General features: G+C 74.7%; 17 protein-coding genes. 1 reads left to right on the forward strand and 16 read right to left on the reverse strand.

The window, feature by feature from the left end; all coding sequences use genetic code 11:
• Window positions 1-98: 98 nt before the first annotated feature.
• From AB0I04_RS44735 to AB0I04_RS44810, 16 genes are all read right to left on the reverse strand, one after another.
• Window positions 99-875: an alpha/beta fold hydrolase gene (locus AB0I04_RS44735; RefSeq protein ID WP_360899194.1), complete on the reverse strand. Its 777-nt coding sequence runs from the start codon at window positions 873-875 to the stop codon at window positions 99-101.
• Entirely contained in the window at window positions 875-1933 is a 1059-nt protein-coding gene (locus AB0I04_RS44740; protein ID WP_360899197.1) for an HAD-IIIC family phosphatase, read from the reverse strand. The genes AB0I04_RS44735 and AB0I04_RS44740 overlap by 1 nt, the downstream gene beginning before the upstream one ends.
• The gene (locus AB0I04_RS44745; protein WP_360899200.1) at window positions 1930-3117 is read right to left on the reverse strand and encodes an acyl-CoA dehydrogenase family protein; all 1188 of its coding nucleotides are present in this window, start codon (window positions 3115-3117) and stop codon (window positions 1930-1932) included. Before AB0I04_RS44745 ends, AB0I04_RS44740 begins: the two co-directional genes overlap by 4 nt.
• The gene (locus AB0I04_RS44750; RefSeq protein WP_360899203.1) at window positions 3114-3362 is read right to left on the reverse strand and encodes a phosphopantetheine-binding protein; all 249 of its coding nucleotides are present in this window, start codon (window positions 3360-3362) and stop codon (window positions 3114-3116) included. Before AB0I04_RS44750 ends, AB0I04_RS44745 begins: the two co-directional genes overlap by 4 nt.
• Before the next feature lie 8 nt (window positions 3363-3370).
• Window positions 3371-4240 carry a 3-hydroxyacyl-CoA dehydrogenase NAD-binding domain-containing protein gene (locus tag AB0I04_RS44755; protein ID WP_360899206.1) on the reverse strand — a complete coding sequence of 290 codons (870 nt, stop codon included), beginning with the start codon at window positions 4238-4240 and terminating at the stop codon, window positions 3371-3373.
• Window positions 4240-9636, reverse strand: a complete 5397-nt coding sequence (locus tag AB0I04_RS44760; RefSeq protein WP_360899209.1) for an SDR family NAD(P)-dependent oxidoreductase — start codon at window positions 9634-9636, stop codon at window positions 4240-4242. Before AB0I04_RS44760 ends, AB0I04_RS44755 begins: the two co-directional genes overlap by 1 nt.
• Entirely contained in the window at window positions 9633-11522 is a 1890-nt protein-coding gene (locus AB0I04_RS44765) for a non-ribosomal peptide synthetase (RefSeq protein WP_360899212.1), read from the reverse strand. Before AB0I04_RS44765 ends, AB0I04_RS44760 begins: the two co-directional genes overlap by 4 nt.
• On the reverse strand, window positions 11513-12208 hold the full coding sequence (locus AB0I04_RS44770; protein WP_360899215.1) for a dihydrodipicolinate reductase C-terminal domain-containing protein: 696 nt from the start codon (window positions 12206-12208) through the stop codon (window positions 11513-11515). Before AB0I04_RS44770 ends, AB0I04_RS44765 begins: the two co-directional genes overlap by 10 nt.
• Before the next feature lies 1 nt (window position 12209).
• Window positions 12210-13178 (reverse strand): hypothetical protein, encoded by a 969-nt coding sequence (locus tag AB0I04_RS44775; protein WP_360899218.1) that lies wholly within the window; start codon window positions 13176-13178, stop codon window positions 12210-12212.
• A complete protein-coding gene (locus AB0I04_RS44780) occupies window positions 13175-13525 on the reverse strand; it encodes a phosphopantetheine-binding protein (RefSeq protein ID WP_360899221.1) in 351 nt (116 codons plus the stop codon). Before AB0I04_RS44780 ends, AB0I04_RS44775 begins: the two co-directional genes overlap by 4 nt.
• Window positions 13522-15033 (reverse strand): class I adenylate-forming enzyme family protein, encoded by a 1512-nt coding sequence (locus AB0I04_RS44785; protein ID WP_360899224.1) that lies wholly within the window; start codon window positions 15031-15033, stop codon window positions 13522-13524. Before AB0I04_RS44785 ends, AB0I04_RS44780 begins: the two co-directional genes overlap by 4 nt.
• Entirely contained in the window at window positions 15026-16300 is a 1275-nt protein-coding gene (locus AB0I04_RS44790; RefSeq protein ID WP_360899227.1) for an acyl-CoA dehydrogenase family protein, read from the reverse strand. Before AB0I04_RS44790 ends, AB0I04_RS44785 begins: the two co-directional genes overlap by 8 nt.
• On the reverse strand, window positions 16294-17868 hold the full coding sequence (locus AB0I04_RS44795; RefSeq protein WP_360899230.1) for a nitroreductase family protein: 1575 nt from the start codon (window positions 17866-17868) through the stop codon (window positions 16294-16296). Before AB0I04_RS44795 ends, AB0I04_RS44790 begins: the two co-directional genes overlap by 7 nt.
• A gap of 59 nt (window positions 17869-17927) precedes the next feature.
• Complete coding sequence (locus AB0I04_RS44800; protein ID WP_360899233.1) at window positions 17928-18479, reverse strand: hypothetical protein; 552 nt, start codon at window positions 18477-18479, stop codon at window positions 17928-17930.
• Window positions 18480-18579: 100 nt separating this feature from the next.
• Entirely contained in the window at window positions 18580-19578 is a 999-nt protein-coding gene (gene rfbB, locus AB0I04_RS44805) for a dTDP-glucose 4,6-dehydratase (RefSeq protein ID WP_360899236.1), read from the reverse strand.
• Entirely contained in the window at window positions 19575-20375 is an 801-nt protein-coding gene (locus AB0I04_RS44810) for a TIGR03084 family metal-binding protein (RefSeq protein ID WP_360899239.1), read from the reverse strand. Before AB0I04_RS44810 ends, rfbB begins: the two co-directional genes overlap by 4 nt.
• Window positions 20376-20577: 202 nt before the next feature.
• Here AB0I04_RS44810 and AB0I04_RS44815 point away from each other — a divergent pair, with 202 nt between their 5' ends.
• Window positions 20578-22221 (forward strand): MFS transporter, encoded by a 1644-nt coding sequence (locus tag AB0I04_RS44815; RefSeq protein WP_360899242.1) that lies wholly within the window; start codon window positions 20578-20580, stop codon window positions 22219-22221.
• The last annotated feature ends 56 nt before the right edge of the window (window positions 22222-22277 follow it).

The raw sequence follows: 22277 nt of genomic DNA on the forward strand, positions 1-22277 counted from the left end.
CCGAAACCCCGTCCGGCCGCGGCACGGGCCGGACGGGGTTTCGGCGTTCAGACGGGGTTCGGTTTCAGACGGGGTTCGCTTTCAAACGGGTTCGGCGTTCAGCGGGCGGAAAGGGTGTCCCGGACGAGGCGGAGCACCGCCTCCGGCTCGTCCCGCAGGTAGAAGTGGCCGCCCTCGAACAGGCGCATCCGGAAGGACCCGGTCGTGTGCGTCCGCCATCCGGCGAGCGCGGCCGGGGAGATCTCGGCGTCCGCGCGTCCGCCCAGGGCGCTGACCGGGCAGTCGAGCGGCTGCCCCGGCCGGTGCAGGTAACCGTCGTTGACGGCGAAGTCGGCGCGCAGCACCGGCAGCACCAGCCGCATCAGGCGGGCGTCGGCCAGCACCTCCGGCGGGGTGCCGCCGAGTTCGCGCACCCGTTCGAGCAGCCGGTCGTCCGAGAGCAGGTGCGCGCCGGACCGGGGCGGCGGCAGGTGCGGCGCGGGCCGGGCGGAGACGAACAGGTGGACCGGCATGGGCCGCCCGCCCTCCCGCAGCCGGCGGGCGAACTCGAAGGCGGCCAGCGCGCCCATGCTGTGCCCGAACAGCGCGAATGGCCGGTCAAGCTCGGCGCCGACACTCGCCTCAAGGGCCGCCACCAGCTCTTCGACGTTCTGGAAGGGCGACAGCCCGATCCGTGCCTCCCGGCCGGGCAGCTGGACCGCGCAGACCTCGATGTCCGGGCCCAGGCCGTCCGGCCAGTCGGCGTAGGCCGCCGCGCCGCCGCCCGCGTGCGGGAAGCACAGCAGCCGGACCGCCGCGCCGGGCCGGGGCCGTGGTCTGACCAGGCCGATCGCGGAAGGGACGGCCCGTGCGCCCACGGCCGGTTCGGCCGGCATCAGCGGCCGCCCGGGGTCTCCACCCGCAGGTGGTCCGGGAACGAGGGGACATCGGTGAGGTCGCATTCCAGGAGCCGCGTCTCGCCGCCCCGGCTGATCTCGGTGAACTGGTTGAAGCGGTAGGTCACGTACATCATGCGGTTGCGGCCGTTCGGCACGAACTCGGCGAGCAGCCGGGCCCCGGCGTCGCGGGCCAGGCGGCGGAGGAACGTGATGACGACGCTCCCCACGCCGCGCGACATCACCCGGCAAGACATCAGGAGCAGCCGGATCGTCCAGTCCGCGCCGTCCCGCTCCAGCAGGGTCAGCCCGATCGTGCCGTACGGGCCGTACCGGTCCTCCAGGCGGACGACGTAGAGCCGATGCCGTTCGGAGTTCCGGAAGGCGTCCAGTTCGGCCATCGAGTAGGTGCGGCCGGTGGTGTTGAGCTGATGGGTGCGCACGGTCAGCTCCTCGGCCCGGCGCAGGTCGTCCACGCCCGCTTCGGCGATGGTCAGCCGCATGTCCAAGGTGGCGAGGAACTCCTCGGCCGGTCCGTCGAAGCGCTCCTGGACGGCCCGCCGCTCCGACTCGGCGCGGTACATCAGGCGGCGCCGCCTCGCGTCGACGGTGACGACCTCGGGGGTGAACTCCGGACGGTCGGCGAGGCCCGCCACGTCCGCCGCGTCGATGCAGCGCACCTGCGGCAGCTTGAAGCCGACCTCCTCGCGCTCGAACGCGTCGTCGTCGACGAAGGCGATCGCGTCGAGCCCGATGTTCAGCGCCTCGGCGACGGCCTCGACGGACGTGGACTTCACGCCCCAGCCGATCTGCGGGTGCAGGAAGTAGTCCGCGACGCCGAGCCGCCGCAGGTTGTCGAGCGCGGCGTCCGGGTCGTTGCGGCTGGCGACCGAGTGCACGATGCCGCGCTCGTCCAGCGTGCGCAGCACCTCGGCGACGCCGGGGCGCAGCCGGTCGGCCCCGCCCTCCAGCAGCACCCCGTCCCAGAGCGTGTTGTCCAGGTCCCAGACGACGCACTTCAGCGTGCGGCGGACCGGGCTCGCCTGGTCGGCGGTCATCCGCTCGTCCTTTCCGTGTCGTACGAGTCAACCGGGAACATCTGGTAGGCGGACTCGGCGAGCATGATCTGCTGGAGCTGGGTGCTGCCCTCGATGATCTCCATGACCTTGGCGTCGCGCAGGTACCGCTGCACCGGCTCGTCTGGGCCGATGCCACGCGCGCCGTGGATCTGCACCGCGTCACCGGCGGCGCGGGCGGCGGCGGTGGACGCGAAGTACTTGGCCATCCAGGTGGCGTGCACCGAGGCCGGGTCGCCCGCCTCGCGCAGTCGTCCGGCCCGCAGGCAGAGCAGGCGAGCGGCGGTGACGCCGGTGCCCATGTCGGCCAGCATCCGCTGGACGAGCTGGTGCCCGCGCAGCGCGCTGCCGAACTGCCGCCGCGCGGCCGCGTGGCCGAGGGCGGCGCGCAGGCACGCCTCGGCCAGCCCGACGCAGCCCCAGGCGACGCTGTACCTGCCGAGTTCGAGAGCCGTCGCGATGACGGCCGACAGCCCGAATCCGGGTCGTCCGACAAGGTTGGCCGCCGGGATGCGGCAGCCGTCCATCTGGACGCGGGCCAGCATGGACGCGCGGGTGCCGAGCGCGCCGGTCATGGGCCGCACGTCCAGGCCGCCCCGGTCGCGCTCGACCAGGAACGCGGCGGGCCTGTCGTCCAGCCGGGCCAGCACGAGGAACAGGTCGGCGTACTGGCCGAAGGTGATCCAGTGCTTGCGCCCGGAGAGGACGTAGTCATCGCCGTCGCGCCGGGCGGTGGTCGCCACGGCCTGCAGGTCGCTGCCCGCGTCGGGCTCGGTGACCGCGAACGCGCCGAGGGCCGTGCCGTCCGCCAGCCGGGGCAGCCAGTGCCGCCGCTGTTCGGGCCGGCCCCAGCGGTCCAGCGCGTGCGCGACCATGCTGTGCACGGTGAGCAGGCTGCGCACGGACGAGCAGGCGCGTCCGACCTCGGCGTGCAGCAGCCCGAAGGTGACGGCGTCCAGGCCGGCGCCGCCGTACCGGATGGGGACCGCCGCGCCCAGATGGCCCTCGGCGGCCAGGTGTTCGGTCACCTCGCGGGGAAGGCGTTCCTCACGGTCCCAGCGGTCGGCGTACGGGACGAGGTGCTCGTCGGCGAACGCCGCGAACCCCGCCCGCGCCGTTCGCTGGGCTTCGGTGAGGTCCGAAGCGGTGTCCGGGGGCGTCCTCATCCGCCCACCGCCTCCGGTCGTCCGGCGGTGAGGGCGGCGATCGCGTTCACGCTGCTGAAGTTCGCCAGCACCAGGTCCTCGTCCCGCACCTCGCAGCCGAGCTCGTTCTCGACGAACAGCACCAGCTGCATGACGAACAGGGAGTTGACGTGCCCGGCGGCGAAGATGTCCTCGTCGTCGGCGATCTCCCAACCCTGGATGTACTGGGCGAGAAAGTCGCGGACCCGGGGTCGGACGTCGTCCATCGGTTTCCTCACTTCGCGTGGTCGTAGACGTAGAAGCCCCGGCCGCTCTTGCGGCCGTGCAGCCCGGCGGCCACCATCCGCCGCAGCAGCGGGCAGGGCCGGTACTTACTGTCAGCGAACGCGGTGTGCAGCCCCTCGATGGACGCCAGGATGGTGTCCAGGCCGATCAGGTCGGCGGTCTCCAGCGGCCCCATCCGGTGGCCGAAGCAGCCCCGGAACAACCGGTCGATCTCGGCCGCCTCCGCCACCCGCTCCTGTACGAGGAACGCCGCCTCGTTGACGGTCAACATCAGCACCCGGTTGGTGACGAAGCCGGGCGAGTCCGCGACCACCACTGCCTCCTTGTCCAGCGCGTCCAGCAGGGCCTTTCCGCGTTCGACCGTGGCGTCCGAGGTGTGGTGGCCGCGGATGACCTCCACCATCGGACGCATCGGGACGGGGTTCATGAAGTGCATGCCGAGGACGGCGTGCGGACGGCCCGTCATCGCGCCGATCGCGGTGATCGAGATGACCGAGGTGTTCGCCGCGAACACGGTGTCCGGCGGGCAGACCTCGTCCAGCCGCTCGTACACGCCCTGTTTGAGCGCCATGTCCTCGGTGATGTTCTCCACCACGAAGTCGGCGCGGGCGAGGGCGGCGAGGTCGGTCCGGTAGTCGATGCGCTTCTGGATCTCGGCGCGGTCGCCGCCGGGGACGGCGTCGCGGGCGAGCAGGCGGCGCATCCGCAGGCCCTCGTCGATCGCCCGGCGGGCCCGGTCGAGGATGTCGTCGCCGGTGTCCACCAGGACGACGTCCATCCCGGCCTGGGCGACCGCCTGGGCCACCCCGGTCCCCATCACCCCGGCGCCCACCACGCCGACCGTCGTGAACCGCCCCATCATTCCTCCCGGGTCTCGAACTCGGCGGACGGTGCCGCCTCGCGGTGCAGCAGGTCGGCGAGCTGGGCCACCGTGCGGGCCTCGAAGAGCGCGCCGAGCGGAACGGTCAGCCCGAGGTCGCGGCCGATCCGGTTGACCATCTCCAGGCCGAGCAGTGAGTGCCCGCCCAGCTCGAAGAACATGTCGTCCACGCCGATCCGATCGATGCCGAGCAGGTCCTGCCAGAGCGCGGCGAGCTTCTCCTGGAGCGGGTCGGCGGGAGGACGGTACGGCGTGCCGATCCGCGGTCTCGGGTGCGGTGCCGACCGCCGGACGGCCCGCTCCGCGCCGGGCGTCAGCGCTGAGGCGGCGATGTCGGCGGCGACCGCGTCGAGATCCTTGGCGACCACCGCCACCTGCGGACCGATCCCGGCCGCGAGCAGGCGGCGCAGGGCGTCGGCTCCCTCAGCGGGTTTCAGCCCGGTGGCCAGGTGCCCGGCGAGCGGACCCGGCACGGCCGTCGTTCGCGGCGTGTATTCGAGGAACGCGGCGTCAGGGCCGGTGCCGGCGCGGGCGTCGTCGAGGGTTCGTCGCAGGTCGGCCACCCGTTTGAGGACGAAGTCGTCGATCTGAGCCAGCACCCGGCCGTCCTCGTCGTAGAGGGTGATGTCGGCCGTCCGGGTCTCGTTCTCCGGCCGGTCGTCCTCGGTGTAGCAGTGGTGACTGAAGATCCGGCGGGTGAGCGGCCGGTAGAGCCGCAGCCGCCCGTAGGAGATCGGGATGCGGAAGGTCTCCGCCAGCCGCGTCCCGACGAACCCGGCCGCGAGGTCGAGCAGCGAGGGGTGCAGGTGCAGCCGGTCGAGGTCGTCCAGGTACGGGTCGGGAAGGACCAGCTCCGCCAGGGCCTCCCGGTCGCCCTGCCAGACGCGGCGAAGGCACCGGGAGCGCCCGCCGAAGCTCATCAGATCGGTGTGCTCGGGCAGGCCGAGGTCGCGCATACCGCCGGTCAGCTCGTCGATCGGACGGTCCGGAGGCGGCGGGTCGTCCCGCGGCGCGATGCGGCCGGTCGCGTGCACCTGCCAGCGGGACTCGCCGTCCGCCGGGCGCGGGCCGACGACCGTGACCCACGCCGGTTCGGCGGACAGGTCGAAGACCACGCGGAGCGGCCGTTCGCCGTTCCGGTCGAGGACGACCGGGGTCGCGAAGCGGAAGTCCGTCAGCTCGACCTGGTCCGCGCCGGTGAGGTCGGCGAACGCCGCGCGGGCCAGTTCCAGGTGGCCGGTGCCCGGGACGACCGGGTCGCCGAGCATCCGGTGTTCGTCCACCAGCCAGGCGGTCGCGCCGCTGACGGACGCGTCGTACACCGCCTGCGCCTCGGCGCGCTCCAGGCGCGCGCGCAGGAGCGGATGGTCCGGGACGGGCGGGGCTTCGCCGGCCAGGTGCCGCTGCGCCATGCCGACGTCCTGCCAGGCGTCCCAGTCGACCGAGATGACCTGGGGCTTGCCGTCCTTCGCGGCGGCGTGCTGCGCGAGCGCGTCGAGGAAGGCGTTGGCCGCCGCGTAGTCCGCCTGGCCGACCGCGCCGGTCAGGGCGAGGGTGGACGAGCACAGCACCACGGCGTCCGCGCCGATGTGTCCCGCCATGGCGGTGACGGCGAGGCCGCCGCGCACCTTCGGCGCGAGGACGCGGGCCGCGTCGGCGGGATCCCGGAACCGGACGAGGCCACCGCCCGCGACGCCCGCAGCGTGGACGACGGCATGCACAGGGCCCAGCTCCGCGACGGCCAGCTCTCCCGCCCGTCGCAGGTGTCCGGGTTCGGTGACGTCGGCGGCGAGCACGACCACGCGTGCGCCGAGCCGCTCCAGTTCCCGGACGGCTTGGACGCGGGTCGCCGTCTCGCCGTCCTGGTCGTCCCACCGGTCGCGGGGTGGCAGGCCGGTCCGCGAGACGAGCGCGAGCCCCGCCCCTTCGACGCGGGCCAGCTCACGTGCGATGGCGAGGCCCACCCCTCCCAGCCCACCGGTGATCAGGTAGTTGCGCCCAGGCGGGACGTCGCCCGCGGGCTCCAGCCGGACGGATTCGAAGCCGGTGGTGAAACGCCGCCGGCCGCGCAGCGCGACCACGGCGGTCGCCTCGCGCTCGGACAGTTCGGCCATGAGCCGGTGGGCGGCCTGCGCGGGCGTCGCGCTCGACAGTGACACGTCCACGCTGCGGCAACGCAGGTGCGGGTGCTCCAGCGGCAGCACCCGGCAGACACCGAGGACGGTGGCGCTCAGCGGCGACCCGGCCTCGGTGCCCGCGACCACGTGCAGGTCGTCGGTGACGACGGTGAGCTCCACCGGTTCGTCGGCGGGCTCGCCGCCGAGCGCCCGACCCAGCGCCAGCAGGCTGCCGAAGCCGCGGTCCAAGCCGTCCGGCTCGTCCGCGTCGGGGCCGAGGCCGACCGTCCAGAGGTGGACGATCCGGTCGGGGCGGCGGCCGTCACGGCGCAGCGTGGTCAGGAGTTCGGCGTGGTCGCCGGCGTCGGCGCGGGTCATGGTGGTCACCGAGGCGGCGGTGTCGGCGAGGGCGGCGGCCAGCTCTTCGCCGACTCCGGCGTCGTCCACGAAGAGCAGCCAGTGCTCCCCGCCGGACGGCCTGCCGACCGGCTGTGGGGGAAGCGTCCGCCAGGACGGCACCTGGAAGAAGTCCGCCACGTCGGTCTTCCTGACCAGTGCCGGGGCCGGAGCCGGCGCGGGCTGACCGCTCACCGCCGCCCAGTGCCGACGGCGTTGGAACGGGTACGTCGGCAGCGACACCCGCCGGGGCGTCCAGCCTTCGGGGACGGGGACGTCGGGTTCTGCGCCGAGCAGCCACAACCGGCCCACGGCGGACGGAAAGTGCCGCTCCTCGGGGTCGGTGTCGAAGGCGCCTGGCAGGCTCGGCACCGCGGGCTCGGCCGTGGGGCTCACCTGCGCGGCGAGACTGCCGAGGGACTGGCCGGGGCCGAGTTCGACGAGCAGCCGGTCGGCGGACGGGTCCAGCGCGGCGAGCCCGTCCGCGAACCGCACCGGCCGCAGCAGGTGCGCGCCCCAGAACGCCGGGTCCGTGGCCTGCTCGGCGGTGACCCAGGTTCCGGTGACGTTGGAGACGTACGGCACCTCGGGCGGACGGCACGGGACGGTGCCGACGAGCTCGGTGAAGTCGTCCACGACCGGGGCCATCATCGGCGTGTGGAACGCCTGCGTCGCCGGTAGCCGCCGGAACGCGACGCGCGCGTCCGCGAGCCGCCGCCCGACCTCGGCGACGTCGGCCGCCGGGCCGCCGACGACGCACAGGTTCGGACCGTTCACGGCGGCGACCCGCACGTCCGGCGGGAGGTACTCCGCGACGTCCTGCTCGGCCATCGGGACGGCCAGCAGCGCACCGGGAGGAAGCTCGTCGATCAGCTCCGCACGCCGCGCGACCAGGCGCAACGCGTCCGGCAACGTGAAGACGCCGGCCAGGCACGCCGCGACGTACTCACCGAGGCTGTAGCCGATCAGGGCGTCCGGGCGGATCCCGTGCGCCGCCCAGAGGCGGGCGAGGGCGTAGCCGGTGACGAACGCGGCCGGCTGCGCGTAACGCGTCCGGTGCAGCGGGTCGGCGGGCTCGGCGGCGCGGCGGCCGAGCATCGCGCGCAGGTCCGTTCGGTTCGGCGCGGCCTCGCCGGACGCCGGATACAGCAGCTCGCGGAGGTCCCGGCCCAGCAGCGGTTCGAGCAGGTCCACGCACTCGTCCACGACGGCGCGGAAGACGGGCTGCGTCCGGTAGAGCCCGTGGCCGAGCCCCCGGCGCTGGTCGCCGACGCCGGGGATCAGGAACGCCACCGACGGCCGGGACGAGGCCGGTCCGCCGGTGCGGACGGCACGCTGGTCCCGCGCGGCGAGCGCCTCGGCAGCCTCGGCGGGGTCGGCCGCGACGACCGTCCGGCGGTGCGGCAGCGCGCGCCGTCCACGCGCCAGGGTGTGCGCGACGGCGCTCAGGTCGGCGCCGGGATCCGCGGCGAGGTGCGCGGCCAGCCGACCGGTCTGCTCCTCCAACGCCTGCTCGGTGCGCGCCGACAGGCGCAGCAGCCGGACGCCGGGCGGGCCGGGCGGCGGCGCGGGCGGGGCCTCCTCCAGCACGACGTGCGCCCCGGTGCCGCCCATCCCGAAGGAGCTGACCCCGGCGCGGCGTGGCCCGTCCCGGTCTGGCCAGTCCCGGGGTTCGCGGACGACCCGGAACGGCCCCGCGGCGAAGTCGATCTCGGCGTTCGGGCGCTCGTGGTGCAGGCTCGGCGGGATCAGCCCGTGCCGCAGCGCCAGCACCGTCTTGATCAGCCCGGCCACTCCGGCGGCGGCGTGGGTGTGCCCGATGTTGGTCTTGACCGAGCCGAGCGCGCAGCCGCCGGGGGCCGCCCCGGCGGCCCCGAACACCCGGGTGAGCGCCTCGACCTCGATCGGGTCGCCGAGCCGCGTCGCGCTGCCGTGCGCCTCGACGTACGCGACGGTGGCCGGATCGACCCCGGCCGCCGCGTACGCGGCGGCGATCACCCGCGCCTGGCCCGCGACGCCGGGCGCGGTGAACCCGGCCCGGTCGCCGCCGTCGTTGCCGATCGCCGAGCCCCGGATGACGGCGTGCACCTGGTCGCCGTCCGCCAGCGCGTCCGCCAGCCGCTTCAGTGCCACCATGCCGACGCCGTTGCCCGGAACGGTGCCCTCGGCCCGGTCGTCGAACGCCCGGCAGTGGCCATCGGACGAGAAGATCCCGCCGGGCCGGAAGAGGTATCCGGTGACCTGCGCGGCGCGCGCCGTCGCGCCGCCCGCGAGCGCGAGGTCGCACTCGCCGCTGAGCAGCGCCTGGCAGGCCAGGTGGACGGCGACCAGCGACGTCGAGCAGGCGGTCTGCACGGTCAGCGCGGGGCCGGTGAGGTCGAGCCGGTGGGCCAGCCGCGTGGCGACGTAGTCCTTCTCGTTGGCGATGGCGCGGGCGAACCGCTCGCCGTCGTCGTCGGTCGGCGGCAGCAGCGGCAGGTAGGAGTTGTAGTAGGTCCCGGCGTAGACGCCGACCGGGCCGCCGACGCGGTCCGGGTCGTAGCCGGCGTCCTCCAGCGTCTCCCAGGCGCACTCCAGCAGGACCCGCTGCTGCGGGTCCATGAGGTCGGCCTCGCGGGGGCTGATGCCGAAGAACTCGGCGTCGAACCGGTCGGCGTCCGGCAGCACCCCCTGCGCCCGCACGTAGTCCGGGTCGGCGAGGACGCGCTCGGGCACGCCCGCCCCGGCCAGCTCGGCGTCGGTGAACCGGGTGATCGACTCGATGCCGTCCCGGAGGTTGCGCCAGAACCGGCCGGTGTCGCCCGCACCGGGAAACCGGCCCGCCATGCCGATGATCGCGATCTCCAGGCCGGTCTCCGTCAACGGTCCTCCCCCGCCACCGGGCCGCGCCGGCGCCGCCGGGCCTGGAGGCGCTCCCGCCCGGCGGCCAGGCGCCGCACGTCGGCGTCGCCCGCCGTGTCCTCCGCGGCGGTCCCGTCCAGATGCTCGGCGAGCGCGCGGACCGTGCTGTACATGAGCAGCGTCGACTTCGGGACGGCCCGTCCGGTCTCCTCGCGCAGCCGCTCGGCCACGCGGGCGAGCGCTAGCGAGTCGCCGCCGAGCTCGAAGAAGCTGATGGTCGGATCGACCTCGGGCACGTCCAGGACGGCGACCCAGATGGCGGCGATCCGGCGTTCGGTGTCCCTGACCGGGGACGGCGGTGCGGGCGTGGGCCGCGCGGCCGTCGTGTAGCGCTCGGTCAGCCGTACCCGCTGCACCTTGCCCGTGGTGTTGCGGGGCAACTCGTCCACGAAGAACACCCGGCTGGGCACCTTGTGGTCGATCAGCCGCCGCGCGGCGAACGCGCGCACGCTGTGCTCATCCACCTGGATGCCGGGGCGCGGCACGACCGCGACCGCGACGTCCTCGCCCAGCGTCGGGTGCGGCAGCCCGAACGCCGCGACCTCGGCGAGGCCGGGATGCCCGGTCAGCGCCTGGTCCACCTCGGCGGGCGACACCTTCGAGCCGCCCCGGTTGATGATCTCCTTGGCCCGGCCGATGACGAACAGGTAGCCGTCGGCGTCGAGGTAGCCGTAGTCGCCCGTGCGCATCCAGCCGCCGGTGAAGGCGGCCTCGTTCGCGGCCGGGTCGCCCGCGTACCCGGCGGTCACGTTGCCGCCGCGGATCGCGATCTCCCCCGCGTCGCCCGGCGGCAGCGCGCGGCCGTCCGGGTCCAGGATGCCGACCGGCCCGCCCACCGGCACGCCCACCGAACCGACCTTGCGCGGACGCGGCGGAAGCGGGTTGCAGGTGACCAGCGAGGCCGCCTCGGTCAGCCCGTACCCCTCCACCACCGGGGCGTCGAAGAGCTTTTCCAGCCGGGCGAGGACGCTGTCCGGGAGCGGCGCGGACGCCGAGCGGATGAACCGGAGCGGGATGCCCGGCCGTCTGCCGGTATGGTCCGCCTCGTCCAGCAGGGCCGTGTGCATCGCGGGAACGGCCGTGTACCAGGTGGGCCGGAACTCGTCGAGCCAGTCCATGAACGCGGTGGCGTCGAAGCCCGGCGGGCACACGATCCCCGCGCCGTGCACGAAGGATGCCAGGAGCGTGCTGGTGAGGCCGTGCGCGTGGAACATCGGCATGACGTTGAGGCAGCGGTCGTCGGGCGTCAGTTCCAGCGCCCGGCCGGTGTTCCACGCGGCGGTCAGCAGGTTGGCGTGAGTGAGCGGGACCATCCGGGGACGGGCCGTCGTGCCGGAGGTGAACAGCGTGAGGGCGACGTCCTCGGGCCGGGTCTCCGCGTCGGGGACGGGCTGTCCGACCGGGTCGCCCGCGAGCGTCCAGACGCCCGCCGGATCCCCGGGGCGGACGGCCATCTCCAGCGTCGGCACGCCGAGCCGCCTGGCCGCGGCCACGGCGTCCCCCTCGTCGCCGGGCGGGACCACCAGGGCCTTGGCCCGCGTCCCGGCGAGGAAGTGCGTGAACTCCTCCAGCCGGTGCCCCGGGTTGAGCGGCACGCACGAGGCGTGCGTCGCGACGCCGAGGAACGCGGTCGCGAGGTCGGGGCCGGACGGCAGCGCGAGGGCCACCGCGTCCCCGGGGCCGATTCCCAGCTCGCGCAGCCGCCGCCCGGTCGCCGCGACCTGCCCGGCGAGCGCACCGAAGGTCAGGGCGGGCCGTCCCGGCGCGCACAGCGCGATGCCGTCCGGCCGCTCGCGGGTTCGCTCGGTGACCAGATCCCGCAGATGGTGTGGTGTGGCTAGCCGCATAGCGCCTCCTCCAGGGCATGGCGGCCGGGCGCGGCCCGGCCCGCGAAACGGATGGCCGCGAGCACGCCTGGGACGAACGCCGACCGGTCGTTGACCCGGTGCCCGACGTCGATCTGCTCGGCCGGGCCCCCCGCGAGCAGCCGGTGCTCGCTGACGGCGTCGCCGAACCGCAGGGACGAGATCGGCGCGTCGCCCCGGTGCTCGCCCCAGGCCCGCGACAGCGCCAGGGCGGTGGCGCTGGGCGCGTCCACCTTGGCGGCGTGGTGGATGTCCACGACGGCCGCGTCCCAGCCGGACGGCAGCGTCCCGGCGAGGTCGGCGACGAACCGCCGGACCAGCGCCAGCGCGAGACTGAAGTTGGCCTCCTGCACGACGGCGCGGTGCTCGGCCACCCGCCGCAGCAGCGCGTGGTCCGCGCCGGTCAGGCCGCTGGTGCCGATGACCAGGGCGCAGGGCGTGCGCTCGGCCGCCGCCAGCAGCCGGGCGGTCGCCGCCCGGTTCGTGAAGTCCACGACCACGGGCGGCCCGCCCGGCACCGCGCGCAGCCGGTCCGCGAGGTCGCGGGCGGTCCCGTCGCGCAGGTCGAGGTGGGCGGCGAAGTCGAGATCGGCGGCGTCCCGGACGGCGGCCGCGACCAGGCGGGCCATCCTTCCGGCGCGCCCGCAGACCAGGACGGGCGTACCCATGTCAGCGCCTCCCTTCGAGCAGGCCCATGCGTCGGGCGAGCTCGGCCTCGGCCATGCGGCGTCCGCCGAAGTGGGCGTGCGCGGCGGCGGGCCACACGTCGGGCCGGGCCAGTCCGAGCTCGGCGGCGAAGTCGGCGGCGATCCGCGCGGTGCGCTGGGTGAGCCGAGTGCACGCAGCCAGCGCGGCGGCGGCGGACGTGCCGCCGCGGTCCGGGCCGCGCAGCCGCGGACCGAGGCGGGCCAGCTCGGCGAGCAGGCTCAGCTCGATGTCCAGCCGGGACAGCTCGTGCGCGAGGAACTGCGAGCCACTGAGCGGCGCGGTGTCCCCGGACGGGACGGCCAGCACCCGGCGGAGCCCCGCGACGACCGAGGCGGCATGTGCGACCGCGAGGGTGACGTAGCTCCAGGTGTACGCGTCGAGCGCGGCCACCACCGGGGAGCCCGCGTCCCAGGTCACCGGCGGCGAGACGAGCCGGGAGTCGATCACGGCCTCCGCCGACTCGGCCCAGCCCCAGCCCTCGCCCGCTCCCCCGCCGCCGACCGACACCGCCGGATGGTCGTGCGAGACCAGGCAGAGCCGGAGCCCGTCGCCGAACCCGACCTGCACGAGGACCGCCTCCACCGCCGCGTTGCCGTAGCGGTGGCGGCCGTCCAGGACGACCCGGTCGCCGACGCTGCGGGCACGCACCGACGGGACCCGTGGCGACAGCTCCATGCCCGGCGTGAACAGGGCGAGCGCGCACGGCGACGCCCCCCGGCGGACGGCGTCCGGCAGCGGATGGTCGGTCGGGTCGAACAGATCGAGCAGCGGCAGGACCCCGGTGGTGTGCTCCAGGACGGTGGCGGCATCGGGGAACGAGACCTCGTCGTCCGGCGCGAGCAGCCGGGACAGCACGGCCTCCGGGCATGGACGGCCGTCCGCCAGCAGATCGGCCAGCAGACGGCGGACCGTCCCGGGCTCGGCGCTCATGCCGGCGTCCCATCGCCGCCGCGCCCGGCCGCGCGGACGAGCCGGACGATCCCGTCCACCGTCGCGAGCGCCTCGGGGTCGCGCTCGGTGTCGAGCTCGACCCCGTACAGTCGCTCCAGCGCCTCCAGCAGGTTGATGTAGGCGATGGAGTTGACCCCGGCCTCGACCAGCGATCCGCCGGCACCGCGCAGGTCGTCCGCCGACACCACCCGTCCGGTGGCGATGACCACCAGCGCCTCGACCCGTTCGCGCAGGCCGTCGTCGGCCCGTCCCGGCTCGGCCGTGCCGATCGCACTGGTCACGCCGATCGCGCCGGTCGCGCCGGTTCGCGTGTCCGCGTCGGTCATCGCATGCTCTCCCGTCCTCGCGTGGGCGTCTGGGTGTCCGGTCCGGCTCCGGCGGAGGCGGCGACGGTGGCGCGGAGGTCGTTGATGCGGACCTTGCCCGCCGACGAGCGCGGGATCTCGGCGACGAAGCTGACCCGCTGCGGCACCTTGTAGGCAGCCAGACGGCCGCGACAGCCCGCGAGGATGTCCGCGCGAGCGAGCGGCCGGTCGCCCACCACCGCCATGTGCAGCGTGATCTGGCCGTCGGCGTCGGTGTCGGCGAACAGCACCGCGTCGCGCACCCCGTCGATCGCCTGGACGACCCGCTCCACCTCGCGCGGGTCGATCTTGCGCCCGGCCAGGTTGATCACCCCCGCGACCCGTCCGGTGACGAACAGCCGCCCGTCCTCCAGGTGGCCGAGGTCGCCGGTGCGGTAGTAGCCGTCGGCGTCGAGCCGCCCCTCCAGCTCGCCGGGCGCGTTCAGGTACCGGCTCGCCATGGACGCGGTGCGCAGCAGGATCTCCGTCCCGCCGTCCGGGCGCCGGCGGGGGCGCAGCGTCACCCCGGGCAGCGGCGTGCCCAGCCCGCGCCGGTAGCCGGGGTCGCGCTCGAAGGTGCAGGGCCCGGCCTCGGCCACGCCGTAGTAGTCGGCGATCCGCACCCCGAACCGCTCCTCGAACCGGGCGCGGGTCTCGGCGGGCAGCTCCGCGCCCGCCGAGATCGCCAGGTCGAGCCGGGCCAGCCGGGCGGTCGCCAGGTCGGACGCGGCGAGCGTGCGATACACCAGCGGGAACGCGACCAGCCGGGTCGCGCCAGAGTCGGCGACCGCCCGCGCGATCCGCGCCGAGGTGGGCGGGCCGGTGTGCAACACCAGCTCCGCGCCGACGAGGAAACTCGACAGCAGGGACGTGTTGAACGCCAAGCCGTTGGTGAAGGCCGCCAGGCAGAGGGTGCGGTCGGTCCCGTCCAGCCCGGTGCCCTCGACCCAGTTGCGGGCCGCGCTGAAGACGGCGGTGCCGGAGAACTCCAGACACTTCGGCACGCCCGTGGTCCCGGACGTGAACCGGCACACCGCCGTGTCCGCAAGCAGCGCGGGCGGCGCACCGGCCGCCTCGACCGTGACCAGCGCGTGCCCGCCGCCCGCGACCGGCGTCACGGTGCCGGGCAGCGGGAACCGGTCCGCGGTGCCCGCGTCCACCAGGAAGGCGGTCACGCCGCAGCCGGTCCTGATCGCCTCCAGCTCGTTCTCCCCGAACGCCACGTCCACCAGGAACGGCACCCGTCCGGTGGCCAGCAGGGCGAGATAGGACAGGACGTAGTCGACGCTGTTGCGGGCGCAGACGGCAACGCGGTCGCGCCGGGGTCCGGTCCCGGCGTCCAGCATGCGGTCCAGGACGACGGCGAGCCGCGCGGACCGGTCCGCGAGCTCGGCGTAGCTGAGCCGTTCGTCTCCCTGTCTCAGCGCCGTCCGGGACGCGAAGCGCGCGCAGGCCTCGCGCACGATCGGGTCGAGCTGCCGGTCACGCATGGTCGCGTCCCCTTCCGGAGCCGCCCGTCGGGGCCGGCCGCCGCCGCGTGCCCGCTTCGCCGAGGCCGTCGAGTTCGGCCCGGCTCGCGAAGCTGTGGTTTGCGAGGGTGAGCATCGTGGTCTGGCTGCCGCCCGCCATCCGCAGGCCGCGGAGCTGCGCGTAGGCCCGGAGGGACGGGCTGTCCCACATGTAGCCCGCGCCGCCTTCGAGGTCGCAGCAGAGCCGGGCCAGGTCGCAGGCCCGCTCGACGCAGAACCACTTCAGCTCCGCCACCTCGGGGACGGGAGCGGAGGGCCCGTCCACGCGGCCCGCCAGCGCGGCGATCCCGGCCGCCATCAGCTCCTCGTCCGCGCGGGCGCGGGCGAGCGGGTGGGCGGTGGCGGGCCAGTCGCCCAGGAGCCGCCCGCCCAGCCGGCGGTGGGTGACGTGCCGGACGGCGTGGTCGAGCAGCCGCCGGTGGATCAGGTACGCGTCGAAGGCGATGAGGTAGCGCATCCGGGACATCACCCGGTTCCAGCGCAGCAGTTGCCCGACCCCACCCCGGGACAGCACGTGGTCGGCCGGGACGCGAACGTCGTCGAACTCGATGCGCGCCGAGTCGGCGGACCGGGTGCCGAACTTGTCATAGACGTGCGCGACGGACACGCCGGGGGTCTGCTTGGGCACCAGGACGAGCGCGCGCTCCCCGTCGAGCCGGGCGCTGACGAAGCACAGCCCCGCCCCCGCGCCGTTGATCACGTACTGCTTCGCGCCCCGTAGCACGACGTGGCCGCCGGTCCGACAGGCGGTCGCGGGCTCGTCGGCGGACGGGTCGGTGTCGGCCTGGCAGGCGCTCAGCGTCCCGTCCAGCAGGCCGGGCAGGTACCGGTCGCGCAGCGCGGGATCCGCGTCGGCGAGCCACTGCGTCGCCACGTCGTTGTGGACGTGCATCGCAAGCATGATCCCGGCGTCCCCGAGCGGGGCCATCGCCTCGCTGAGGACGAGGCTGCCGAGCATCCCCAGGCCACGTCCGCCCAGTTCGGCGGCCAGCGGCACGCCCAGCAGGCCGTGCCGGGCGAGGTCGCGCCAGGCGCGCGCGGTCAGCGGACCGTCCGGTCCGTCCCGCCACCCGGCCAGGCGGTCCGGGGTGAACATGGTGCGCGCCGTGCGGGCCAGCTCCCGGTGCCGCTCGGTCGGCGGCGACCCCGCGAACGCGCCGGCGGCAAGCCCCGCCACCAGCTCGGTCGGTTCGCCGGTCAGCGCGCCGGACGGCTGTCCGGTCAGCATGCGACGTCCACCTCCCCGGCCGCCGCGCCGCCGGTCCGGACGGGCGGGCCGCCCGCGTCCACGACCGTCCTGCCGTGGCTGTACGCGACCGCCTCCCGGTCGGTCTTGCGCGCGGCGGGGTCGGGCACCCCGACGGCGAGCAGGTAGACGATCTCCTCGTCGCGGGAAAGCCGCCCCAGCCGCGCGCCGTGCGCCTCGTCGAACCCGCCGACGCAGGTGAGGCCGAGCCCGGCAGCGGTCGCGTTCAGGCACATCCGCTGGGCCACGTGCGCGGCATGGAAGTGCAGCTCCGCCAGGCCCCCGCGGCCGTGTTCGCGCAGCACCTCCGGCACCGGGGCGTGCAGCAGGACCAGCGCGGCGGCGTGCCGCAGCCCGGCCTGCCGCTGGCAGGTCTCCAGCACGTCGGCCTCGGCCACCTCCCCCTCGCCCATCGGCAGCAGCATGTGCCCGCTCGGCGCGTAGGCGTGCGCGCCCGGCGCGAGGCCCTCGACGGCGCGGGCCACGATCCGCACGGCCACGCCCAGCTCCGGGTCGGCGAAGTCGGCGTCCAGGCCGCCGTTCACCCCGTCCAGCAGGGCGGCGAGCCGGGCGAGCGGGATCGGGTCCGGCAGGAAGCCCTTGGCGGACTCCCGCCGCGCCATCAGCTCCGCGCGGTCGCCGGGCCCGGCCTTGCGGCGTGGCAGCCACACCGGGGCCGGGCCGCCCGGCCCACCTGGACCGGCGGCGCGGCCCCCGTGGCGTGCCTCGGAGAGGGACGTGGCCTGGCCGGGCCACGGCGGCGTCGCCGGGCCGTAGGACAGGCTGATGCCGCGCAGCGTCGCGAAGTTGCGCCGCTCGGCGTCGTCCGGCGGATCGAGCCGCGCCTGCCCCCGGTCCAGCCACACCGGCCGCGCCGCGTCCGCGTCCCGGGTCGGCGGCTCCGGGGTACCGGTGACCGTCACCACGGCCTGCGGCTCCCGGCAGGTCCCGGCCAGGCCCAGCGCGTGGGCCAGCCACTGCCGCCGGAACCGCAGGTGGACGGTCGCGGAGAGGCCCGCGTCGCGCAGCGCGAGGGCGAGGTTGGACGCGGCGTGCCCGGTGTCGAGGAAGGTGTAGCGGTAGCCGCGCACGCCGTACTTGGCCATCGACCGCCAGGGCCGCGCCGCGAAGACGACGACCGCGCGCGGGACCGCGCCGCCGCGCCCGCCGATCCCGGCTCCGGCGGCCAGTTCATCCGGCGGGACCGGGGGGCCGGACGCCAGCGGGCTGAGCCGTCCCGCGTCGATCTCGTACAGGTAGGTGGTGCCGCCCGGGCCGAGGCTCACCAGCACCTCGAACGGGTAGAGCGCGCCCGCCGAGGGGGTGGTGCGGGCCTGGACGAACGTGCCGTCCTTGGCCAGCACCGTGCCGGGCCGCTGCCCGCAGCCGCGTCCCAGCGCGTCGGCGAGCACCACCCGGAGCGCCTGGTCGGCCGCCGTGGCGGCGTCTGGGCGCTCCGGCTCGGGCGGGTCGAGGGCCTCGTCCGCACTCAGCCGTGTCGACTCCCAGAAGTCCAGGAGCGGGTTTTCGGAATGGAGCTGAGATCGCATGAATCCTGCTCGTCTCTCGGATATCGCGATGGCGCGGCGGCCATCGAAGATCGCCACCATCATCGGCGGGCCGTCACCGGCCGTGCATCTCCGAAGTTGCGTCCACCTGCGCCGTTGCCGGTGCGGGGCGGCCGGGCCGGGGGGACCGGGCGGACGACGAAGGCCGCGCATAGGCTGCGCACCGCCCGGTCGAGGGCGTCCGCCGGGCACACCGCCTCGATGGCCCAGTTCGTGGTGGCCGTGGCCAGCGTCGCCGCCCCCGCGCGCATGAGCGCGGCGTGGAACGCCGGCATGGGCCGCGCGTCCACCCGCATTCCCTCGCCGTGCAGGGCCAGGCGCACCACGTCGTCCCGGCACCGCACGGCGGGCGGCCGGTCCGCGGTCCGGGCCAGCGCCGCCAGAACGGGCTCGCGGGCGGCGCGGCCGATGACGAAGGTCAGCTCGAACCCGCCGTCCAGCGGGCGGAGCCCGAGCATCTCCGCCGTGGCCCCGCCCGCCTCGACGGCGGACAGGGTCCGCGCCAGGTCCCGGCCGTCCGTCCGCAGGCCGGGCACGGTGACCAGCGACCAGGAGAGGTCGTAGCTGACGTGGCTGACCGATGATGCTTCCATGGGGAACGCTCCCGCCGTCCGGGGCGCGCCTAGGGCGAGTCTCGAAGTCGGCGCCCGTGGCGAGCGTCGCGCAGTAGGGCATCCGGCTTTGAGACGAGCTCTAGCGGCCAAGCCTCCGGTAACGCGCCTCGGTCGTGTCCTTGTCGGGCTTCCACCACCACTCGTTGGCGCGGTACCACTCGATGGTCCGGGTCAGCCCGGCGCGCAGGTCGGCGTGCCGGGGGCGCCAGCCGAGCTCCGTTCGCAGCTTCGTGGAGTCGGCGGCGTAGCGCAGGTCGTGGCCGGGCCGGTCCGGGACGTGCTCATAGGAGCCGGGCGCCTGGTCCATCAGCTCAAGGACGAGGTCGAGCACCTGCTTGTTCGTCTGCTCACCGCCGGAGCCGACGAGGTAGGTCTCGCCGATCCGGCCGCGTTCCAGGATGAGGTGGACGGCAGCGTTGTGGTCGTCCACGTGCGTCCACTCGCGGACGTTCTCCCCCGTCCCGTACAGCTTGGTCGGCCTCCCCAGCAGCAGGTTCGTCACCTGCCTGGGGATGAACTTCTCGATGTGCTGGAACGGCCCGTAGTTGTTGGCGCAGTTCGACAGCGTCGCCCGGACGCCGTAGGACCGCACCCACGCGCGCACCAGCAGGTCCGAGCCCGCCTTGGTCGCCGAGTACGGGCTGGACGGGTCGTAGCGCGTCGTCTCGGTGAACCGTTCGGTCGAGCCCGCCCCGAGGTCGCCGAAGACCTCGTCGGTGGACACGTGGTGCAGCCTGCGGTCGTGCCGCCGGACGGCCTCCAGCAGGGTGAAGGTGCCCAGCAGGTTCGTCCGGACGAACGGCGACGGGTCGTCCAGCGAGTTGTCCACGTGGGACTCCGCCGCCAGGTGCACCACGACGTCCGCGTCGGCGACCAGCTCGTCCACGAGCCCGGCGTCACAGACGTCGCCGCGCACGAACTCGATCCGGTCGGCGACCGGATCGAGCGCCCGCTCGTCCCCGGCGTAGGTCAGCGCGTCGAGCACCCGGATCCGGTACCGGGGATGGTGCCGGACGGTGTGCCGCACGAAGTTCGCGCCGATGAACCCGGCCCCGCCGGTCACCAGCATCCTGGTCATCGCGGTCGGCTGAACTGGCCGGGTTCGCGGCCCGCCCCGGCCGGCCCCCGGTACGCCTGGGCGATGTCCAGCCAGCGGCCCGCCTCCGCGCCCTCCGCCTTCACCCGCAGATCCGTGCGGTGCCGCCGCCGGGTGACCAGCAGGCAGAAGTCCTCGGCCGGGCCGGAAACGCGGTCCGCGGCGTCCGGCGGGCCGAACTCCCAGAGTCGTCCGGACGGCAGCGTGATCTCGTAGCGGAACGGGAAGTCCGGCGGGGTCATCCCGTGGGACTGGTAGCCGAAGTCGCGGGTCAGCACGGCGAAGCCGACCAGGTGTTCCAGCCGGTCGGTGCGCTCCGGCCGCAGCCCGAGGGTGTCGGCGACGTCCTGGCCGTGCGCGAACGTCTCCATGATCCCCGCGCAGCACAGGATCGCCGGGGGCAGCGGGTTGACCAGCCACGGCACCGCGCCGTCCTCGGGGAACGCGGCGAGCGCGGCGATCCCGGCGTCCCGCTCGGCGCGCCACCGCTGCAGCAACCGGTCCGGTTCGGTGCGCGGGTACTGCGCCAGCGCGGCGTTCACCGCGCCGTCGAAGTCGCCCTTGGCGCGCTCGGTGAGCGCCCGGAACGCCTCGGCGTCGGACGCGGCGGTCCCGGCCAGCCGATAAATGAATGCCAGGTGGGCCACCTGGTCGGCGACTGTCCAGCCGGGGGCGGGCGTCGGCGCCTCCCAGCGGTCGGCGGGCAGACCCTCGACCATGTGGTCGATCTGCTCGCTCTCGGCGGTCAGGTCGGCGATGACAGCCTTCAGGTCCGTCACGGGCCGGGTCCTCTCCTCGGCGGGTCGATGCAGTGGCCAGCATGACCCCGGCCGTCCCGAAAGGCGTTCCGCGAAAATGCTGTATTGCGGCGGTCCGGATGCGCTCGCACGGTCCCGGCCGGCGCAATCCCCGAATGTCAAGACCCCGCTTCGAGCATTCTCGAAGATATGTCGGGCGGCCGCTCTTCTTACGATCTGCAAAATGACCGATTACGGCGAAAGGGAAATATTGCGCGAAGCAACGGAAAACTCGCCGGGAGGCCGGCGGCCCGCGCTGTTCTGGACCGGCGCGGCGCTGGTGACCCTCGGGGTCGTGCTGCATCTGCCCATGTATTTCCAGGCCCGCGACATGCACTACCACATGGCCGGGATGAAGATGGACGCGACGATGTCCACCGGCATGGTGCTCATCGTGGTCGGGCTCGTCGCGACCGGGTTCGGCCTGCTGCCCCGCCGGGCCGACTTCTCGGCCACGGCCCGGCTGCGGGTGCGCGCCCTGGACGAGGCGCGGATCAGCGCGACGCACGTCGGCCTGCTGCTGGTGATGGCGGCCGCCGTGACCATCGACGTGATGAAGCCGACCTCGCTGGCGTTCGTGGTGCCGGGGTTCGCCAAGGAGTACGGGCTTAAGACCGCGCTCAACCCGCACGGCCACCCGGCCGCGGCGCTGCTCCCGCTGTTCGGCATCACCGGGACGGTGCTGGGCTCGCTGGTGTGGGGCTGGCTCGGTGACCGCATAGGACGGCGCGCCGCGATGCTCCTGGCGGGGGTGCTGTTCGTCGGCACGTCCATCTGCGGGGCGATGCCGAGCTACGAGCTGAACCTGCTGATGTGCCTGATCATGGGGCTCGGCGCGGGCGGCGTGCTGCCGGTCGCGTTCACCCTCCTGTCGGAGACCATCCCGGCCCGGCACCGGGGCTGGCTGATGGTCCTCATCGGCGGCGACATCGCGGGCGCGTACGTGCTGACGAGCTGGGCTTCCGAGTCGCTGACCCCGACCTATAGCTGGCGCATCCTGTGGCTCATCGGCCTGCCGACCGGGCTGCTGTTCATCCTGCTCACCCGGTGGGTCCCCGAGTCGCCCCGCTACCTGCTGGCGGTCGGGCGGGAGGACGAGGCGCGCCGCGTGCTGCACCGTTACGGGGCCGAGATCGTACCGATCGAGGAGTCCGAGCTGGCGGCCGAGCGGGACGTACGCGGCAACTACCTCCAGGTGCTGCGCTCGCCCTGGACCGGCCTGACGCTGGTGCTCGCGCTGGTCGGCGCGGGCATCGGGCTCATGCTGTACGGGTTCCAGCTCTGGCTCCCGACCAACCTGCGGCACCTGGGCTACACCGACGTGACGGCCGACCGGGTGCTGCGCGACTCGTCCCTCATCGGCTTCCCGCTGAACTTCCTGGTGGCCTACCTGTACCACCGCTCCAGCCGGTGGACGCTGATCGGGCTCTCCGCCGTGGTGGCCGCCGCACTGCTGGGCTTCGTGGCGCTCGGCGACTCGGCGGCCGACGACTCCGCCCTGCTGCGGACGCTGCTGGTCATCCCGATCTGGGGGTCCAGCTCGGTGGTGGCGGTGCTGTCGGCGTACGGCGCGGAGGTCTACCCGACCCGGATCCGGTCCCGGGGCAGCGGCCTGGCCGCCGGGATGTCCAAGGCGGGCGGCGTGCTGGTGATCGCCGTCGTGGTCGCCGGGGTTGCGCTGCCGTCGGTGCGGGTGACCGCCGCGCTCGGCGCGGTCCCGCTGGTGCTGGCGGTTCTGCTGGCGGTGTTCGTGACCATCGAGACCCGCAGCCGGCGGCTGGAGGACATCACCGCCGCCGAGCTCGGCCGGGAGGGCGCCGCCGCCTGATCCCGGCCCGCGCCCGCCCCCTCTCGGCGCGCGGGACGGCAAACCGTGCCGTCCCG

Origin of the sequence: Actinoallomurus sp. NPDC050550 (genome assembly GCF_040655075.1) — a bacterium.
GTDB lineage: Bacteria > Actinomycetota > Actinomycetes > Streptosporangiales > Streptosporangiaceae > Actinoallomurus.

Bases quoted from the DNA above. Each gene is read 5' to 3' on its own strand.
- AB0I04_RS44735 (WP_360899194.1), bottom strand. From the start codon at position 875: ATGCCGGCCGAACCGGCCGTGGGCGCACGGGCCGTCCCTTCCGCGATC.
- AB0I04_RS44740 (WP_360899197.1), bottom strand. From the start codon at position 1,933: ATGACCGCCGACCAGGCGAGCCCGGTCCGCCGCACGCTGAAGTGCGTC.
- AB0I04_RS44745 (WP_360899200.1), bottom strand. From the start codon at position 3,117: ATGAGGACGCCCCCGGACACCGCTTCGGACCTCACCGAAGCCCAGCGA.
- AB0I04_RS44750 (WP_360899203.1), bottom strand. From the start codon at position 3,362: ATGGACGACGTCCGACCCCGGGTCCGCGACTTTCTCGCCCAGTACATC.
- AB0I04_RS44755 (WP_360899206.1), bottom strand. From the start codon at position 4,240: ATGGGGCGGTTCACGACGGTCGGCGTGGTGGGCGCCGGGGTGATGGGG.
- AB0I04_RS44765 (WP_360899212.1), bottom strand. From the start codon at position 11,522: ATGCGGCTAGCCACACCACACCATCTGCGGGATCTGGTCACCGAGCGA.
- AB0I04_RS44770 (WP_360899215.1), bottom strand. From the start codon at position 12,208: ATGGGTACGCCCGTCCTGGTCTGCGGGCGCGCCGGAAGGATGGCCCGC.
- AB0I04_RS44775 (WP_360899218.1), bottom strand. From the start codon at position 13,178: ATGAGCGCCGAGCCCGGGACGGTCCGCCGTCTGCTGGCCGATCTGCTG.
- AB0I04_RS44780 (WP_360899221.1), bottom strand. From the start codon at position 13,525: ATGACCGACGCGGACACGCGAACCGGCGCGACCGGCGCGATCGGCGTG.
- AB0I04_RS44785 (WP_360899224.1), bottom strand. From the start codon at position 15,033: ATGCGTGACCGGCAGCTCGACCCGATCGTGCGCGAGGCCTGCGCGCGC.
- AB0I04_RS44790 (WP_360899227.1), bottom strand. From the start codon at position 16,300: ATGCTGACCGGACAGCCGTCCGGCGCGCTGACCGGCGAACCGACCGAG.
- AB0I04_RS44795 (WP_360899230.1), bottom strand. From the start codon at position 17,868: ATGCGATCTCAGCTCCATTCCGAAAACCCGCTCCTGGACTTCTGGGAG.
- AB0I04_RS44800 (WP_360899233.1), bottom strand. From the start codon at position 18,479: ATGGAAGCATCATCGGTCAGCCACGTCAGCTACGACCTCTCCTGGTCG.
- rfbB (WP_360899236.1), bottom strand. From the start codon at position 19,578: ATGACCAGGATGCTGGTGACCGGCGGGGCCGGGTTCATCGGCGCGAAC.
- AB0I04_RS44815 (WP_360899242.1), top strand. From the start codon at position 20,578: ATGACCGATTACGGCGAAAGGGAAATATTGCGCGAAGCAACGGAAAAC.